Here is a 15,227-nt window from a genome sequence, read left to right on the forward strand (position 1 = left end):
CGTTCCAGGCCGTGCTCGACGACCTCGTCCGAGCCGTCGACGCGCCCGCGTCCCCTCCGCCCGCGTCCCCTCCACCCCCGTCGAGTGGTGAGTCGTTGCCGGAATCCGCGCCGAGTGGCGACATGATGTCGCAACCCGACGGGCCGACCCTTCCCGCGGGCTTCGACCCGACGCCGTCGAGTGGTGAGTCGTTGCCGGAATCGGCGCCGAGTGGCGACATCGTGTCGCACCTCGGGCCGCCGCCGGCCCGGCTGCGCGGGCGGGGCGACCTGACGCTCGTGGTCGGGCTGGGCCCCGACGCGGAGGCCGCGGCGCGCGTGCTCGCCGCCTCCGCCGACGCCGGTGCCGAGGTGCAGCAGCTCGCCGACCGCCGTGCCGCGCTCGCCGCCCGGGCCGACGGCGTGCGCCGCGACATCCCCGTGGTCGCCGCCTTCCCACTCGCCGCCCCGGATGCCGTGCCCGGGCTCGCCGCCGACCTGGCCGGCATCGCCCCCGATCAGGTCTGGGTGGCCGTCGACGTCTCGCGCACGTTCGGCGACACCAGCGGCTGGGTCCGGGCGGTGGATGCGGTGCTCGCCGTGGACGCGGTGGCCGCGACCGGCGCCGCCTTCACCTCGACGCCGGACGACGTGCACCGCCTGGGCCTGCCGGTGCTCTGGCTGGACGCGCCGCCCGGCGGATAGGCTGGACGGATGCTGGTATTGACGCGCAAGGCGGGGGAGCGGGTGCTCATCGGCGACGACATCGTCGTCACGATCCTCGAAGCGCGTGGGGACGGCGTGCGGATCGGCATCGATGCCCCGCGCGGCATCCGCATCCAGCGCGACGAGGTGGTCAAGGCCGTGACCGAGGCCAACCAGGAGGCGACGGAGCGCGCCGCCGGCACCGACGACGCGGAGGCGCTCATCAAGAAGTCGCTGGGACTCTGACCGTTCCGTCCGCGACCGCCCCGGCGTCCCGCCGGTGGAACCCGTGGACCGTCAGGTAGACGCCGAGGAACAGCTCCCAGACGACCTCGGGCAGGGTCAGCACCACCGACACGGCGGAGACCTGGTCCCACGCGCCGAACAGCACGGCGATGCCCGACAGCGACACGAGCGGACCGCCGATCATGCCGAACCACGCCCAGCCGCGCGGCACGAGCCCGGCCCGGCGCAGCATCCACCCGAGCATCAGGCCGTTGCCGATGCCGACGACGAAGCCGGGGCCGAGGAGGAACGTCCAGCCGTGCAGCGCGACGAGCGCGTGCGCGACGACCACCGCGGTTCCGTCCGCGCCGGTCCCGGCCTCCCGCAGGCTCACGACGGTGAGCAGGCTGAGGATCCCGACGGCGATCAGCGTCGACTCCATGACCCGAGCGACGACGTAGCCGAGCGCGAGCGACGGGCTGGTGCGCCGGAGCACCGGGTAGAGCGCGAGCGCAGTGCCGAGGTTGGCGATGACCAGCGCGATCTCGAGCACGGCACCGGCGAGCACGGCCGTCGCCGAGCCGTCGCCGAGCACGAAGCGCGGATCGTTCAGCACGGGCCCGTAGAGCAGCGCGCCGGGGATGGAGGTGGCGAATGTGAGCAGGAAGAGCACGCCCGCGAGGAGCGAGCGGCGGCGGTCCGGGTCCATGACGTCCTCTCGGAAAGGCGAGGTGTACGGCGTACACCTGCATCGGGATCAGGATAGGCGTACGCTGTACACCATGTCAAGCGAGCCCGTGACGTCCCGCCCGACGCTGAGCACGGCGCGGGTCATCGAGGCCGCCGTCGCGCTGGCGGACCGGGAGGGCCTCGACGGGCTGAGCATGCGCGAGCTCGCGCAGCGGCTCGGCGTCGTCCCCATGGCGCTGTACAAGCACGTCGCCAACAAGGACGACCTGCTCGACGGGATGGTCGACACCGTCTGGGCCGAGGTGGAGGCGCCGTCCTCCGAGCTCGGCTGGCGGGAGGCGATGCGCCGCCGCTCGATCTCGCTGCGCAGCGCGCTGCTCCGCCATCGCTGGGCCGTCGGGATGATGGAGTCGCGCATGCGTCCCGGCCCGGCGAACCTGAGCAGGCACGACGCGATGATGGGCTGCCTCCGCCGGTCGGGGTTCTCGTTCCGGACGACCGTGCACGTCACATCGGTGCTCGACGCCTACGTCTACGGCTTCGCCCTCCAGCAGAAGACACTGCCCTTCGGCACCCCGGAAGAGTCGGGCGAGACGGCCGCGCGCAAGCTCGAGGCGACGCCGCCCGAGCTGGCGGCGATGTACCCGCACCTGCTCGAAGTCGTCGCCGAGCTCGCCCGCGCCGGATACGACTACGACGAGGAGTTCCTCACCGGGCTCGACCTCGTCCTCGACGGGATCGAGCAGCTGCGGCCCGGGTGGGCGACGGCCGACCGGGCGCCGCGTCCACCGATCGGCGGACACGGGTGACCTCCGGCCGCCGGTGCCGTGGGCGGCGGCGAGCCGCCACGCTCGAGGTATGAAGTCGTCAACCCTCGCCCTGACCGGGCTCATCTTCGCCGTCTCGATGACGACGATCGACCAGACGATCGTCGCGCTCTCGGCGCCCAGCATCCAGCAGAACCTCGGCCTCACGCACGATGGGATGCAGTGGGCCGTCAACGTCTACCTGCTGACCACCGCGGCCTTCTTCCTCCTGGGCGGCCGCATCGCCGACGTCATCGGGCACAAGCGCATGGCGCTGGCCGGCATCGCCGGCTTCGGCATCACCTCGCTGCTCTGCGGTCTGGCGCCGACGGGCGACCTCGCCGAGCCGTGGCTCGTCGCCGCACGTGCCCTCCAGGGCGTCAGCGGGGCCATCATGTTCCCCGCGGCGATCGGCATCGTCGTCGAGGGCTTCGCCCGCGAGAGCCGGGGCCGCGCCATGGCGATCTTCTTCGCGATCACCGGAGCCATGACGGCGGTCGGCCCGATCGCCGGCGGCTACCTGACGACGTGGACCTGGCGGGCGATCTTCTGGGTGAATGTGCCGATCGCGGTCGCCGCCTTCGTCATCGTCGCCATCGCCGCACGGCCCTCCGTCCGCCGCCGCGAGCGCATCGACTGGCTCGGGGCGGCGATCGTCGCGGCCGGGATGGGCCTGGTCGTCTTCGGTCTGCAGCAGGCGAGCCCGTGGGGATGGGACGATGCCGCGGTGATCGGTTCGCTCGTCGCCGGCGCCGCGCTGCTGGTGGCCTTCGTCCTGACGCAGCGGCGGATCCGTCAGCCGCTCATCCGCATCGCCGCGTTCCGCGACCGCGGGTTCGCGCTCTCCACCGTCGCGACGCTGTTCGCCTCCATCGCCTTCATCAGCACGTTCTTCTTCCTCAGCGTCTATGGGCAGGTGTCCCTGCAGCTCTCGGCGGGAGAGACGGGCCTGCTGTTCCTCAAGTTCTTCATCGGCTTCGTCGTGGCCAGCCGGATCGGGTCGGTGCGCTTCGACAAGAGCGGCGCGCGCGGCGTCGTGCTCCTGGGCGGCCTGATCGGCGCGGCCGGCTTCGGCTGGCTGGCGTCGACGGCGACCGACCTGTCCATTCACGCCGACGCGTTCTTCAACCCGCAGACCTGGCCGATCGTGGTGGCCGGCGCCGGCATCGGCCTCATGTTCAGCCCCGTCTCGACCGACGCGGTGAACCGCGCGATCGGCGCCAGCTACGGCGAGGTCAGCGCGATCACGCAGACCATGAAGAACTTCGGCGGCGCGCTGGGCATCGCGGTGTTCACGACGGTCGTGACCTCGCGCCTGACAGACCTGCTGACGGACTCGTTCGCGAGATTCGGCGGCACGGCGTCGGACGCGCGGAGCGCCGTCGAGCGGATCAGCGGCGCATCGGGCGAGGGCGGCGCGCTCTCCGCCCTTCCCCGGGCCGTCCAGGAGCAGATCCTGCACGCGGTCCGGTCCGACTACGCCTCCGCCGTCCAGTGGGCGTTCTGGGGCATGGCGGCGGCCATGGTGATCGTCGCCGTCGTCGGACTCTTCTATCCGGCTGGGCGCACCTCGCTGCCCGAGGAGTCGCTGCCCGGCGCCCGGCCGGCCGAAGACCCGGCTACAGTCTGATCGTGACGGAGCGCGTGGACGACCGCTGGTTCGGGGACTGGATCGGCTACTCGGCGGCGGCGACCCTGGCCTCGGTGCTGCTCATCCTGGCCAACCCGATCACCGGGTATCCGCGGACCATCGCCTCCGCCGCCCTCGTCCTCGCGCTCTTCCCGGTCTACTGGTACCTGGCCCGGCCGAGCCGAGCCGGCGTCCGTGGCAACAGCTGGCAGGCGTGGACGTACGTCGGCATCTCGACCGCGGTGTACTTCGTCGCGTACGGGCTCAACAACTGGGCGAACATCGCGCTGTTCATCCTTTCGCCGCAGTTCTTCCTCGTCCTCTCCGCGGTCTCCGCGGCCGTCGCGATCGTCGTCATCAACATCGGCGGTGTGCTGATCCGCTGGCTGATCGGCGCCCTCGCGCCGGGGGACGTCGCGGGGACGGTCGGCCTGACCATCCTCGTGATCGCCGTCTCCATCTACTTCAGCAACCGCATCACGGCCGTGACGAAGGAGAGCCGCGAGCGCGGACTGCTCATCCGGCGGCTGCGCGAGCAGCAGCGTGAGATCGCGGAGCTGTCCGAGCAGCAGGGGGCGGCGGCCGAGCGGGAGCGCATCGCCCGCGAGATGCACGACACGCTCGCCCAGGGCTTCACGAGCATCGTCACCCTCGGCCACGCGGTGCAGGGGGAGCTGGACTCCGATCCGGCGACCGCCCGGCGGCACGTGGAGCTGATGACCGAGACGGCGCAGGAGAACCTGCAGGAGTCTCGGCGGATCATCGCGGCGCTCACCCCCGGGCGCCTCGCCGAATTGACGCTGGAGCAGGCGCTCGGGCGCGTCGCCGGCCGGTTCGAGGAGGAGGCGGGAGTGCCCGTCGCCTTCCACGTCACGGGCGCCCCGCGTCCCGCACCTGCGGCGATCGAAGTGGTGGCGCTGCGGGTGTTCCAGGAGGCGCTCGCCAACGTGCGCAAGCACGCCGAGGCCCGGCGCGTCGAGGCGACGCTCGCTTACGAGCCGGGCACGGTGGCCGTGACGGTGCGCGACGACGGCCACGGGTTCGATGCGGCCGCACCGCGCGCCGGCTTCGGCCTCGACGGCATGCGGGCCCGCGTGCGCGAAGTCGGAGGTGACTTCGAGCTGGCGACAGCTCCCGGCCAGGGGACGCGGCTGAGCGTGCGCCTGCCCGCCGAGCCCGTCGGGCCGCCCGCCGCATCCCCCGCCGCCCCGCCCGCGGCATCCACCCCCGAGCCGTACCCCACCGAGGAGGCACCGTGATCCGCATCGTTCTCGCCGACGACCACCCCGTCGTGCGCGAGGGCATCCGCGGGATGCTGCAGGGCTACGACGACATCGAGGTGGTGGGGCAGGCGGGCAGCGGGCCGGAGGCCGTCGCGCTCGTCGCGGCGCTCGCTCCGGATCTGGTGCTGATGGACCTGCGGATGCCCGGGGGCGACGGCGTCGAGGCGACCCGCACGATCGTCGCCGCGCATCCCGCCACCCGGGTCGTCGTGCTGACGACGTACGAGACGGACCAGGACATCCTGCGCGCCATCGAGGCCGGCGCGAGCGGCTACCTGCTGAAGGACATCGCGCCCGCCGAACTCGCTCGGTCCGTCCGGTCGGCGGCCGCGGGCGAGACCGTGCTCGCCACCTCCGCGGTGACGGCGCTGCTCGGCCGGGTCCAGGGCAGGCAGGCGGCGCCGGCGCTCTCGGTGCAGGAGGTCCGGGTGCTCCGTCTCGCCGCCGACGGGCGCACCAACGCGGCGATCGGCTCCGAGCTGTTCATCGGCGAGGCGACCGTGAAGACCTACCTGAGCCGGGCGTACGAGAAGCTCGGCGTCTCCGACCGCACCTCGGCGGTCCGCCGCGCCCTCGAGCTGGGGTTGCTCGACTGAGCCGGTGGGGCAGAATGTCCGCATGGCGGTGATCAGGACGGAGCGCGGGCTCGACCGGCTCGTGAACTTCTCCGACGCCACGGTCGCCATCGCGATCACGCTGCTCATCCTGCCGCTGGTCGACGCGGCCTCCCGGCTGGGCGGCAAGTCGTTCGGCGACTTCCTCGCCGAGAACGGCTGGGAGATCTTCGCGTTCGTCATCTCGTTCGCCGTCATCGCGCGCTTCTGGGTGGTCCATCACCGCATGTTCGAGAGCGTCGGCGACTACAACAGCTGGGTCGTCTGGTTCAACTTCCTCTGGCTGCTCGCCATCGTCGCGATCCCGTTCAGCGCGAACGTGCTCGCCGAATCCGACGGTCAGCGCGCGGAGGTCTACGCGCTGTACATCGGCGACATGCTCGTCGCGACCATCGCGACCCGGCTGATCGCCGAGGTGCTGTACCGCAACCCCGAACTGCTCGTCGAAGAGGCGCGGACCACCATCGACCGGACCAACGGAGTCGCCGAGGCGAGCATCATGGCCGTCGCGCTCGTGCTCGCCGTGCTGGTCCCGAGCGTCAACCTGTTCTGGTTGTTCCTGCTCTTCCTGTCGGGGCCGCTGCACGCCCTCCTGCACCGGCTGGTGTACGGCCCTTCCCAGACGACGGCCTGAGGGCTAGCGTTCGGGGCATGCGCCTGAAGACCCTTCTCATCCTGGCCGCCGTCGCCGTCGCGTACCTCCTCGGAGCCCGTGCCGGGCGCGAACGCTACGAGCAGATCACCGAGGCCGTGACGTCGTTCTGGAACGCGCCCGACGTCAAGAAGGCACGCAAGAAGGCCAAGGCTCAGGCCCAGAAGGCGCGCAAGCGCCTCTCCTGACCGCGGCGTGACCCGCGCGGATCCAGCCCGAGCGGATCCGACGGGGTCAGCACGGCTCAGGGCTCGTCGTAGTCCCCGTCGGTGTACTCGCCTTCGGGGGCGTCGGCGGGCTCGTCCGCGTCCGTGTACGTGCCCTCGACCGCAGGGTCGGGGCCCGGGTTGCCCTCGGTCTCGGTGTACTGACCGTGGATGGTGCGCTCGTGCGGCGCCTCGCCGTCGACCTCGGTGTAGCTGCCCTCGAGGTTCTCGCGTGCGTCGCCGGTCGGCTGCTCTGCGTTGCTCATATCAGGGACATTACGCCGTGCCGTCCCGCTCGGCTACAGGTGCGGCGCACCCGACGTCGGCGTAGACGCCCGGCCCGGGCCGAGAGTAGTCTGCGCCCGTCACCCGGACGATCGGCGGAGGCATGAGCGACGAGGCGCGGCCCCACGAATGGCCCCATCATGTGCTGGAGCTGCGCATCCACGGCATCAAGAACACTCCGCCGACGGAGATGCTGGGGCGCGAGCAGAGCGAGCTGCGGCAGACGCAGGGCGACGAGAACGGCGGCTTCTGGTGGGCGCCCGCGCAGGATGAGCCCGAGCGCGATCCCGACGACGCCCCCGGCACGATCGACCCGGCGGTTCCCCCGCCGGACGTGCGGACGGAGGCGTACTCGTGGGGACGGCTGGCCCGGTACGGCTCCGGACCGCTGCTGTTCATCGGCCAGCTGTTCGTCCAGCTCGCCTGGCTGCTGCTCGCGCCGTTCGGTCTGGCCAACTCCGCCTACTGGACCAGGCGCATCCCGACGCAGCGGCCCGGCGGCGAGTGGGATGCCGGGGTCGGCGGCGCCTCGCTCCGCATCTTCGCGCTCGGCCTGACCCTTCTCTACGTCTGCGCGCTCGGGTCGGTGAGCCTCGACCTCGGTGTGCAGTGCGTGACGGGGACGGCCTGCACGGCGCTCCCGGAGGCGGTGACCGGCTTCTTCGCGAACGCGCCGCTCAGCTGGCGCGGCCCGCAGCTCTCCCTGCTGTCGCTCGTCCCGATCGCGGGCGTCCTGCTGCTCTACCTCGTGTCGCGTCGGGCCCGCGCGCGGTACGAGGCGGCGATCTTCGACGCGGCCGACCGGATGGGCGGGCGCGGCGTCCGGCGCACCGGCCGGCTGCGTCCGCTCGCGTCGGAGGGGTTCTGGCGCACCGCGCGCGTCGGGTCCCCGACCGAGCGCCTGCACCTGGCCGCGACGTTCCTCCTGGTCGCCCTGCTGCTCGCCTGGGACCGCATGTTCGCGGGGGCCGCCGCCTGCGTCAAGCTGCAGACGTTCGTCTCCGGCGAGTGCCTCGGCGCGGCGTTCGGCTCGCGCGATGCGCTCGCGCTGAGCGGCGGCATCCTGGCGGCGGCCGGCCTGGTCGTCACCATCGTGCTGGTCGGCGTGTTCGCCGAGACGACCACCCCGGGGGATGCGGGCGACGCGTCGGTCGGCGAGTTCCTGCGCGACCGCCTCCGCCGCACGGGGACCGTCACCGCCTGGGTGCTGCTCGTCTCCGTGCTCGTCTACCTGTACGTCGGGGCCTCGCTGTGGTTCGGCGGCGAGTACGACGCGCCTCCGTCCGGAGCATTCCTGGGGCTGGCGACCGCGCCCTCCATCATCCTCGGGGTGCTGCTGGCCATCTGCGTGTCGGCGCTGGGCTGGCGGCGGGGAGTGCCGCATTGGCTGTCGATCGCGCTGATGACCGGGGCGGGGCTGGCCTTCCTCGCCGGTGTCGCCCAGAATCCGCCGACGCAGGACGCCGCGCCGGGAGCCCTGCGTCTGCCGTTGTTCGTCGTGGCGGCCGTGCTGACGCTCGCGCAGCTGATCGTGGTGTGGCGCTGGCCGCACTCCGCGCGGGGCCGCCGCGCCGGGCCGCCCGAGCGGTTCCGGGCCGAGGGCTGGGCGGGGATGGGCCCCGGCGTGATCATGCTGCTGTCGCTGGGCGCCGCGATGATCCTCTCCACCCTGCTCGTGCTCGGCGTGCAGGGCTGGCTGGTCAGCGGGTCGACGCCGTGCGGCTGCGCGACCCCGCCGCACGCGGTGCTGCGCCCGCCGATCGTCTACCACAACTTCGGCGACGTGCTCCCGTTCATCGCCATCGCGCTCGGCCTCGTCGGGGTGGGCGTCGCCGCCGCGGTGCTGCGCTGGGTGCCGCTGCTGACGACGCCCCGCACGCGCGACGGCCGACGCCCGCTGCTGGAGCAGGTGGATGCGTACCGCGACGGCCGCATCGCCGCGAGCACCACGGCCGACCGGCTGGCGCTGAAGATCCTGCGCGCCCGCCGGCTGGCCGCGCTGGTGCACAGGGGGGAGCCCATCCTCGGCATCCTCGCCGGGCTGCTCGCCGCCGGCTTCGTCGTGGCGCTCGCCGTCTCCTACTCGGTCGTCTTCCGCTCGATCGACGCCCTCGTCGGGCCGGCGCTCGCCGTGATCGCCGCGGGCATCCTCGCCGTCGTCGTCGAGAACGCGCTGACGGCCAAGGAGCGTCCGATCAGCATCATGTGGGACCTCATGTGCTTCCTCCCGCGGGCCGGCCATCCGTTCGGGCCGCCGTGCTACGCGGAGCGCGTGGTGCCGGAGCTGCGCGACCGGGTCACCGACTGGCTGACGCACGACCTGGAGCCGCCGGAGGGCCTCACCCTCGCCGAACGTCTCCGCTGGCGCGACGAGCAGGAGGAGGCCGCACTCGGCGAGGAGCGCCCGTTCCGCGTGGTCCTCTCGGCCCACAGCCTGGGCGCGGTGCTGGCGGTCTCGACGCTCTTCACTCTGCGGCCCGACGACGCGCAGCGGCTGCGCAACGTGGCACTGCTCACCTACGGCTCGCAGCTGCGCGTCTACTTCGGACGTTTCTTCCCCGAGCTGTTCGGCCCGGACGCCCTCGGAACGCTCGGCTCCCGTCGCCCGTTGCTCGGCAAGGCCGACCCCTGGTTCACCCAGGTGGAGCGGGATCAGGACGGCGACCCGGTCGTGATCGGGGCGTCCGGTGCATCCGACCCGTCGCTCGTGGAGCTCCTGACCCAGCCCGACGGATCCGTCGCCTGGATCAACCTGTGGCGGAGGACGGACTACCTCGGCTTCCCGGTGAACAGCTACCGCCTCGAAGACCGCCGCCCGGACGACATCGACCGGGGTGCCGACGAGTTCGGGCCGCCGCGCTACCTCGTGAAGGTGGCCACGCATCCCGACTACCAGTCCGCGCCGCAGTACCGGGTTGCGCTCCTCGACCTCATCGCCCGCCTCGAGACACCCGCCTCACCCGGCACCCCATCCCGCCGCTCCTGAGTTTTTCGCCCATTTCGGCCGCGTATCGGCGAAAAACTCCGGAACTGACAGCTGGGTGGGCGCCGGCGGGAGGGACCCCCCTTGCGGCCACGCGAGGTGGGGCGTTTGGTGGGCCGTGACCGACACCCGCGCCGGAGACGACGACGGGGACTCCGCCGCCTCGTACGGCGGAGAGGGCAAGCCGTGAGGCGCCCGGGAAGGAGCGAAGCATGAGCGACACCAGCGGACTGCCGAACACGGACGCCGAGGGCGTTCCGGCCGAGGACAAGCCCGAGCGCTTCGAGCAGGGCCAGGGCGGCGACGCCGAGCGGGACGCCCAGGCAGCCGAGCCCGCCGGGACGGAGCCCGGCCCGTCCGGAGACGTCTCCGAACCGCACGAGACGGGAGTCGCACCGGAGGGGGCAGAGGATGTGACGCCCGCCGGCGGCGGAACCGACCAGGCCGAGCCACCGCCCGCCGACTTCGATCCGGCCGACCAGCCGTCCAACCCGGACCTCGTGGGGAACGTCGAGCCCCCGGACTGATCCGCCGCATCCAGCCACCGGCTCCCCGCCGGTACCCGACCGGCCCCGCCCTCCTCATCCCAGGGCGGGGCTGCTCACATTCAGACGCGCGGCCGCCCGGCCAGCCAGCAGGCGCCGGCGACCAGCCCCACGACGCACATCCCGACGCCGACGCCGAGCACCGGGGCATCGCCGCCGGTCCTCGGCAGCAGCAGGCCGACCACGACGAGCAGCGCGCCGACGTTGAGCGCCACGGCGGCGACCCAGCCGAGTGTCGTGCGCAGCGTCGCGTTCATCCGGGCAATCGTAGCCCGTCGCGTCGCCTACTCTCCGTCGATCAGCTTCAGCAGCCGCTTGGCCTCGCGGGCGAGGTCGTCGTGGTCGTTCTGGGCGGCGCGGCTCTCCAGCGAGATCACCGCGCAGCGGTGCACCTTCGTGAAGTCGCCGTACGGAAAGCTGAAGCGCCCCTTCGTCTCCTCGCTCTTGTCCGGATCCTCGCCGAGATGCCAGAGGGCGTAGTCGTCCCAGCCGTTCTTCTCGATGTAGCGGTTCTCGTCGTCGGCGCTGGGGGCGTGCTCGCTCCAGTCGTCGCGCTTGTCGTGGACGACCGCGCCCTGCTCGACCAGCTTCCTGGCGTGCTCGAGCGCCGCGCGGTCGAGCCGGACGGTCATGCTTCCCCCTGGTTGCCCGTCGCTGCGGTCTCGGCGTCCAGCGACTCGTTGATGAGGGAGGCCACGAGCATCCTCCAGTCGGACCCTTCGTGCAGCGTCTCCGTGTACCCGGGAGGCACCGCGCCGAAGACCGGCTCGTGCTCCTCGCCTTCGACCGCGACGCGGACCAGGGTCCCCAGTTCCGCGTGCGACTCGTCGAGGACGACCCACACCCCCGCGGCCTTCTTCTCCACGTGGAAGATGCGTCCCCGGTACGGATACCGCACGCTGGACATCTCGAGCTCGCTCGCCGACATGGCGACTCCTCTCGTCGGACTCGTCGGCACCTATGGAACGCCCAGCGCCCGCGGTTGGCAAGAGGGATCTCGGCGGCCGCCCTCTCAGGCGGAGCGTCGCCCGCTGAGCACGCCGTCGATCCGGGCGAGCAGGTCGGCCGGGTCGTCGAACACCGACACCGCCCCCGCCTCCAGCAGCTCGGAGGGCCCGACGCCGCCCGACAGCAGGCCGGCGGACCGGACGTGCGCCCGTGCCGCGGCCATCATGTCCCAGACGGAGTCGCCGATGAAGAGCGCATCGGAGGGTGCGCTTCCCGCACGCTCCAGCGCGACCTCGATGATCCCGGGTTCCGGTTTGGCCGTCGCCACGTCGTCGGCGTTGGTGGTGGCGTGGACGGCGTCCCCCGCATCCAGCACGTCCATCAGCAGTTCCAGCTCGTCCTCCGGGGCGGAGGTCGCGAGCACCACCCGGATGCCGCGGGACGAGAGCTCGCGCAGCAGATCAGCCGCCTCGTCGAACGCCCGCAGCCGCCCGGCCTGCTCGCGGTAGTACCGCGAGTGCAGGTCTTTCGCCCGGCCGCTCCAGTCGTCGTCGCGGTCGCCGACGAGCTCCTCCAGCAGCTTCGCCGAGTCCTGCCCGATGGCGCGGTGGATGCGCCACGAATCCACCGGAGTGTCCATGTCGGCGAACGCGCGACTCCACGCGTCGACGTGGAGGAAGTTGGAGTCGACGAGGGTCCCGTCGACGTCGAAGAGCACTGCGGAGATCGTCATGCTCCACGACTACCACCCCTTGCGCGCGCCCGGCATGGGGTGCACCGTTCCGGGCATGGCTGATCACTCGTATCCGGAACTCACCGACCCGCGCACCGCCATCGTCACCGGCTCCGACTCCGGCATCGGCCGGGCGACCGCGATCGCCCTCGCCCGGGCGGGCATGGACGTCGGCATCACCTGGCACTCCGACGAGGAGGGCGCGGAGGAGACCGCGCGCCTCGTCCGCGAGGCCGGTCGTCGTGCCGTCGTCGCGCAGCTCGACACCACCGACGCCCCGGCCTGCGGCGACGTCGTGGACCGCATGGCCGACGAACTCGGCGGCTGCGACGTCTTCGTCAACAACGCCGGCCTGAACGGCGGAACCCCCTTCTTCGAGACCGACTGGGAGACGTGGCGGAAGACCGTGTGCGCCGACCTCGACGGCGCCTTCGTCTGCATCCAGCGCATGGCCCGGCGGATGGTGGATGCGGGACGCGGCGGCCGCATCATCGGCGTCACGAGCGTCCACGAGCACCAGCCGCGGGTCGGCTCGGCCGCCTACGACGCGGCGAAGCACGGCCTCGGCGGCCTGCTCAAGACGCTGGCGCTGGAGCTCGGCGAGTACGGCATCACCGCGAACGCCGTCGCGCCGGGGGAGATCTCGACGCCGATGAACGACGCGGAGGACGAGGACCCGCGCGAGGTCCACCGCCCCGGCGTCCCGCTCGGCCGCCCCGGCGACGCCCGGGAGATCGCCGCGGTGATCGCGTTCCTGGCGTCGCCTGCCGCGTCGTACGTCACCGGAGCCTCGTGGGCGGTCGACGGCGGGATGCTGCAGATGGGCCCGCAGGCCGGCTCCCACCTGACCTCCGACGACTGGCGCCGCCTCTGACCTCAGCCGATCAGCGAGACGGCCCGCGCGATCACGAGCGCGAGCAGCGAGAAGCCGGCGAACGACTCCAGCGACATCAGCAGCTTCGCGCGGTGGGTCAGCGGCATGGTGTCCGTCGGGCTGAACGCCATCGAGTTCGACAGCGAGAAGTAGAAGTAGTCGATGTAGTTCGGCACCCAGTCGGCCTGCTTGCTGGATCCGCGTGCCACCTCGTCGACGGCGTCGTGGTCCTCGTCCTGGGGGAAGCGGAAGTCCGCCAGCGCCAGTTTCGGCCGGGGGACGGTGGCCCGTGCGATCGGGCCGCCGCGGTCGAGCACCCAGAACACCAGCGCGAACGCGATCACATTGGTGAGCCACACCTGCAGCGACGCGAGCAGCAGCTCGTACCCGTTGCCGTGCTTGTTCAGCAGCCGGACCACGGTCTCCGCGAACGCGATCTGGTTGGCGACCAGGATGAAGATCGCCAGCGCGATCTCGGCTCGGCGCGACCACCGCGACTCCCGGGTGAGCCGATGCGGGTTGTAGAGCACGAGGGCGACCACCATCAGCAGGCACACCCCGACGACGGCGTACCGCTCCAGCAGGGGGACGACGCTGGGGAGGAACGCGTACGCCGCCAGGGCGACGAGCGTGGCGATCACGGCGGGCCAGCGGTGCTCCGGCTGGGCCGACCGCTCCCGCCTCTCGGTCTGTGTCACACCGGGAACAGTACGCTCCCGGAGCGGTCGCCTAGTTGAAGATCGCCCACTCGGAGCGATCGAGCCGGGCGCGGCTGCCGTTGATCACGAGATACCACGACCCTTCGTCGCGATGGAGGTACTCGGCGAGGATGGTGGTGTACTTCCACTCGCCCCCGACGAGCGACCACCGGATCAGGGAGATCAGCTGGCCCTGTCGCAGGTAGGGGACAGCGACGAAATCATCTTGACGATGGGGCTCCAATGACCGGTTGCGGGCCCCCGTCCGCTGCATGCTCATGCTGAACTGTAACTCCGCGCCCGGCCCCCTGGGTATACCTGAATTCACCCTGGGGTGAATTTCTGCGTGCGGTCGCGGAGGATCCGGCCTGAGGACCGCGGCGGCGGATCCAGGCGGCACACCGCGAGCGTTCACGACGCGTTCAGTTGGAAGTGGTGTGATATCCCCGTGAAGACGCGAATCGCGGAATACCCGCGGCCGGACCACTTCCTCCTCCACATCAGCGATACCCATCTGCTGGCGGGAGGCGAACAGCTCTACGGCACCGTCGACAGCGAACAGCACCTCCGCGCCCTCCTCGCGGAGGTGGAGGCGTCGGGCGGGCGACCCGAGGCGATCGTCTTCACCGGCGATCTCGCCGACCGCGGCCAGCCCGATGCGTACGCGCGACTGCGCGCGCTGGTCGACCCGGCCGCCGAGCGGATGGGCGCCCGCGTCATCTGGGTGATGGGCAACCACGACGATCGTGCATCGTTCCGCCGGGGTCTGCGCGACGAGCTCGGGGACACGTCGCCGATCGACGACGTGTACTGGCTCGGCGGACTCCGCGTCATCGTCCTCGACTCCACTGTTCCCGGGCACCACTACGGCGACGTCAGCGAGTCGCAGCTGGACTGGCTGGCCGCCGAGCTGGCGATGCCGGCGCCCGAGGGCACCGTCCTCGCGATGCACCACCCGCCCATCCCGAGCGTGCTCGACCTCGCTGTCTCCGTGGAGCTGCGCGACCAGTCGCAGCTGCGCGAGGTGCTGGAGGGCAGCGATGTGCGCAGCATCCTGGCCGGACACCTGCACTACTCGTCGACCGCGACGTTCGCGGGCATCCCCGTCTCGGTGTCGTCGGCGAGCTGCTACACCCAGGACCTCAACGTGCCGGTCGGAGGCACGCGCGGGCGGGATGGGGCGCTCGCCTTCAACCTGGTGCATGTCTACCCGAACACCGTCCTGCACTCGGTCGTGCCGCTCGGGCACTACCCGACGCTCGACTACGTGGATGCGGAGGAGTCGGCCCGGCGCCTGGCCGCCGACGGCATCCGCATCCCCCCGGCGCCGCGTCGCGAGACCCCCACCGAGCCCATCAGCGTCCTCGCCTGA

General features: G+C 71.9%; 20 protein-coding genes. 12 read left to right on the top strand and 8 right to left on the bottom strand.

Annotated elements, in window-relative coordinates; all coding sequences use genetic code 11:
• The first annotated feature begins 122 nt into the window (after nucleotides 1-122).
• Together BLW09_RS18510 and csrA are read left to right on the top strand one after the other, a co-directional pair.
• Nucleotides 123-683, top strand: a complete 561-nt coding sequence (locus BLW09_RS18510; RefSeq protein ID WP_231946952.1) for a hypothetical protein — start codon at nucleotides 123-125, stop codon at nucleotides 681-683.
• Between the two features lie 9 nt (nucleotides 684-692).
• A complete protein-coding gene (gene csrA / locus BLW09_RS18515) occupies nucleotides 693-929 on the top strand; it encodes a carbon storage regulator CsrA (protein ID WP_018188940.1) in 237 nt (78 codons plus the stop codon).
• Here the strand turns inward: csrA and BLW09_RS18520 are convergent.
• Entirely contained in the window at nucleotides 907-1,617 is a 711-nt protein-coding gene (locus tag BLW09_RS18520) for a DUF4386 domain-containing protein (protein WP_089916319.1), read from the bottom strand. The genes csrA and BLW09_RS18520 overlap by 23 nt on opposite strands.
• A gap of 73 nt (nucleotides 1,618-1,690) precedes the next feature.
• On the opposite strand from BLW09_RS18520, the gene BLW09_RS18525 reads away from it, so the two are divergent.
• The 6 genes from BLW09_RS18525 to BLW09_RS18550 are packed head-to-tail and all read left to right on the top strand — an operon-like array spanning nucleotide 1,691 to nucleotide 6,771.
• Nucleotides 1,691-2,407, top strand: a complete 717-nt coding sequence (locus BLW09_RS18525) for a TetR/AcrR family transcriptional regulator C-terminal domain-containing protein (protein ID WP_089916321.1) — start codon at nucleotides 1,691-1,693, stop codon at nucleotides 2,405-2,407.
• A gap of 49 nt (nucleotides 2,408-2,456) precedes the next feature.
• On the top strand, nucleotides 2,457-4,034 hold the full coding sequence (locus tag BLW09_RS18530) for an MFS transporter (protein WP_089916324.1): 1,578 nt from the start codon (nucleotides 2,457-2,459) through the stop codon (nucleotides 4,032-4,034).
• A 2-nt stretch (nucleotides 4,035-4,036) separates the two neighbouring features.
• A complete protein-coding gene (locus BLW09_RS18535; protein WP_089916326.1) occupies nucleotides 4,037-5,293 on the top strand; it encodes a sensor histidine kinase in 1,257 nt (418 codons plus the stop codon).
• A complete protein-coding gene (locus BLW09_RS18540) occupies nucleotides 5,290-5,913 on the top strand; it encodes a response regulator transcription factor (RefSeq protein ID WP_089916327.1) in 624 nt (207 codons plus the stop codon). Before BLW09_RS18535 ends, BLW09_RS18540 begins: the two co-directional genes overlap by 4 nt.
• A gap of 22 nt (nucleotides 5,914-5,935) precedes the next feature.
• Nucleotides 5,936-6,565 carry a TMEM175 family protein gene (locus BLW09_RS18545; RefSeq protein ID WP_089916329.1) on the top strand — a complete coding sequence of 210 codons (630 nt, stop codon included), beginning with the start codon at nucleotides 5,936-5,938 and terminating at the stop codon, nucleotides 6,563-6,565.
• Between the two features lie 17 nt (nucleotides 6,566-6,582).
• Nucleotides 6,583-6,771 (top strand): hypothetical protein, encoded by a 189-nt coding sequence (locus BLW09_RS18550; protein WP_089916332.1) that lies wholly within the window; start codon nucleotides 6,583-6,585, stop codon nucleotides 6,769-6,771.
• 56 nt (nucleotides 6,772-6,827) lie between these two features.
• Here the strand turns inward: BLW09_RS18550 and BLW09_RS18555 are convergent, their stop codons facing one another.
• The gene (locus tag BLW09_RS18555) at nucleotides 6,828-7,055 is read right to left on the bottom strand and encodes a hypothetical protein (RefSeq protein ID WP_089916333.1); all 228 of its coding nucleotides are present in this window, start codon (nucleotides 7,053-7,055) and stop codon (nucleotides 6,828-6,830) included.
• Nucleotides 7,056-7,177: 122 nt separating this feature from the next.
• Between BLW09_RS18555 and BLW09_RS18560 the strand changes: the two genes are divergently transcribed.
• Together BLW09_RS18560 and BLW09_RS18565 are read left to right on the top strand one after the other, a co-directional pair.
• Nucleotides 7,178-10,060, top strand: a complete 2,883-nt coding sequence (locus tag BLW09_RS18560; RefSeq protein ID WP_089916336.1) for a hypothetical protein — start codon at nucleotides 7,178-7,180, stop codon at nucleotides 10,058-10,060.
• A 209-nt stretch (nucleotides 10,061-10,269) separates the two neighbouring features.
• Entirely contained in the window at nucleotides 10,270-10,584 is a 315-nt protein-coding gene (locus tag BLW09_RS18565) for a hypothetical protein (protein ID WP_089916338.1), read from the top strand.
• 80 nt (nucleotides 10,585-10,664) lie between these two features.
• Here the strand turns inward: BLW09_RS18565 and BLW09_RS18570 are convergent, their stop codons facing one another.
• The 4 genes from BLW09_RS18570 to BLW09_RS18585 form a co-directional block, all read right to left on the bottom strand.
• Nucleotides 10,665-10,859, bottom strand: a complete 195-nt coding sequence (locus BLW09_RS18570; protein WP_089916342.1) for a hypothetical protein — start codon at nucleotides 10,857-10,859, stop codon at nucleotides 10,665-10,667.
• A 27-nt stretch (nucleotides 10,860-10,886) separates the two neighbouring features.
• Complete coding sequence (locus BLW09_RS18575) at nucleotides 10,887-11,234, bottom strand: hypothetical protein (protein WP_089916345.1); 348 nt, start codon at nucleotides 11,232-11,234, stop codon at nucleotides 10,887-10,889.
• On the bottom strand, nucleotides 11,231-11,530 hold the full coding sequence (locus BLW09_RS18580) for a hypothetical protein (protein ID WP_089916348.1): 300 nt from the start codon (nucleotides 11,528-11,530) through the stop codon (nucleotides 11,231-11,233). Before BLW09_RS18580 ends, BLW09_RS18575 begins: the two co-directional genes overlap by 4 nt.
• 84 nt (nucleotides 11,531-11,614) lie before the next feature.
• A complete protein-coding gene (locus tag BLW09_RS18585; protein WP_089916351.1) occupies nucleotides 11,615-12,283 on the bottom strand; it encodes an HAD family hydrolase in 669 nt (222 codons plus the stop codon).
• Nucleotides 12,284-12,338: 55 nt separating this feature from the next.
• Between BLW09_RS18585 and BLW09_RS18590 the strand changes: the two genes are divergently transcribed.
• Nucleotides 12,339-13,157, top strand: a complete 819-nt coding sequence (locus tag BLW09_RS18590; RefSeq protein ID WP_172824263.1) for an SDR family oxidoreductase — start codon at nucleotides 12,339-12,341, stop codon at nucleotides 13,155-13,157.
• A gap of 2 nt (nucleotides 13,158-13,159) precedes the next feature.
• On the opposite strand, the gene BLW09_RS18595 is transcribed toward BLW09_RS18590, so the two are convergent.
• Nucleotides 13,160-13,855, bottom strand: coding sequence for a hypothetical protein (locus BLW09_RS18595; RefSeq protein ID WP_089916353.1), 696 nt, complete (start codon nucleotides 13,853-13,855; stop codon nucleotides 13,160-13,162).
• 31 nt (nucleotides 13,856-13,886) lie between these two features.
• Nucleotides 13,887-14,135 carry a hypothetical protein gene (locus tag BLW09_RS18600; RefSeq protein WP_089916356.1) on the bottom strand — a complete coding sequence of 83 codons (249 nt, stop codon included), beginning with the start codon at nucleotides 14,133-14,135 and terminating at the stop codon, nucleotides 13,887-13,889.
• Nucleotides 14,136-14,303: 168 nt separating this feature from the next.
• On the opposite strand from BLW09_RS18600, the gene BLW09_RS18605 reads away from it, so the two are divergent.
• Entirely contained in the window at nucleotides 14,304-15,227 is a 924-nt protein-coding gene (locus BLW09_RS18605; protein ID WP_089916358.1) for a phosphodiesterase, read from the top strand.

The sequence above is a fragment of the Leifsonia sp. 21MFCrub1.1 genome (assembly GCF_900107895.1).
GTDB classification, from domain to species: Bacteria; Actinomycetota; Actinomycetes; order Actinomycetales; family Microbacteriaceae; genus Leifsonia; species Leifsonia soli.

Excerpts from the sequence above, each read along its gene's own strand:
- BLW09_RS18585 (WP_089916351.1), bottom strand. The coding sequence starts at position 12,283 with ATGACGATCTCCGCAGTGCTCTTCGACGTCGACGGGACCCTCGTCGAC.
- BLW09_RS18520 (WP_089916319.1), bottom strand. The coding sequence starts at position 1,617 with ATGGACCCGGACCGCCGCCGCTCGCTCCTCGCGGGCGTGCTCTTCCTG.
- BLW09_RS18530 (WP_089916324.1), top strand. The coding sequence starts at position 2,457 with ATGAAGTCGTCAACCCTCGCCCTGACCGGGCTCATCTTCGCCGTCTCG.
- BLW09_RS18575 (WP_089916345.1), bottom strand. The coding sequence starts at position 11,234 with ATGACCGTCCGGCTCGACCGCGCGGCGCTCGAGCACGCCAGGAAGCTG.
- BLW09_RS18550 (WP_089916332.1), top strand. The coding sequence starts at position 6,583 with ATGCGCCTGAAGACCCTTCTCATCCTGGCCGCCGTCGCCGTCGCGTAC.
- BLW09_RS18600 (WP_089916356.1), bottom strand. The coding sequence starts at position 14,135 with ATGAGCATGCAGCGGACGGGGGCCCGCAACCGGTCATTGGAGCCCCAT.
- BLW09_RS18590 (WP_172824263.1), top strand. The coding sequence starts at position 12,339 with ATGGCTGATCACTCGTATCCGGAACTCACCGACCCGCGCACCGCCATC.
- BLW09_RS18580 (WP_089916348.1), bottom strand. The coding sequence starts at position 11,530 with ATGTCGGCGAGCGAGCTCGAGATGTCCAGCGTGCGGTATCCGTACCGG.
- BLW09_RS18565 (WP_089916338.1), top strand. The coding sequence starts at position 10,270 with ATGAGCGACACCAGCGGACTGCCGAACACGGACGCCGAGGGCGTTCCG.
- BLW09_RS18555 (WP_089916333.1), bottom strand. The coding sequence starts at position 7,055 with ATGAGCAACGCAGAGCAGCCGACCGGCGACGCACGCGAGAACCTCGAG.
- BLW09_RS18560 (WP_089916336.1), top strand. The coding sequence starts at position 7,178 with ATGAGCGACGAGGCGCGGCCCCACGAATGGCCCCATCATGTGCTGGAG.
- BLW09_RS18510 (WP_231946952.1), top strand. The coding sequence starts at position 123 with ATGATGTCGCAACCCGACGGGCCGACCCTTCCCGCGGGCTTCGACCCG.
- csrA (WP_018188940.1), top strand. The coding sequence starts at position 693 with ATGCTGGTATTGACGCGCAAGGCGGGGGAGCGGGTGCTCATCGGCGAC.
- BLW09_RS18545 (WP_089916329.1), top strand. The coding sequence starts at position 5,936 with ATGGCGGTGATCAGGACGGAGCGCGGGCTCGACCGGCTCGTGAACTTC.
- BLW09_RS18570 (WP_089916342.1), bottom strand. The coding sequence starts at position 10,859 with ATGAACGCGACGCTGCGCACGACACTCGGCTGGGTCGCCGCCGTGGCG.
- BLW09_RS18525 (WP_089916321.1), top strand. The coding sequence starts at position 1,691 with ATGTCAAGCGAGCCCGTGACGTCCCGCCCGACGCTGAGCACGGCGCGG.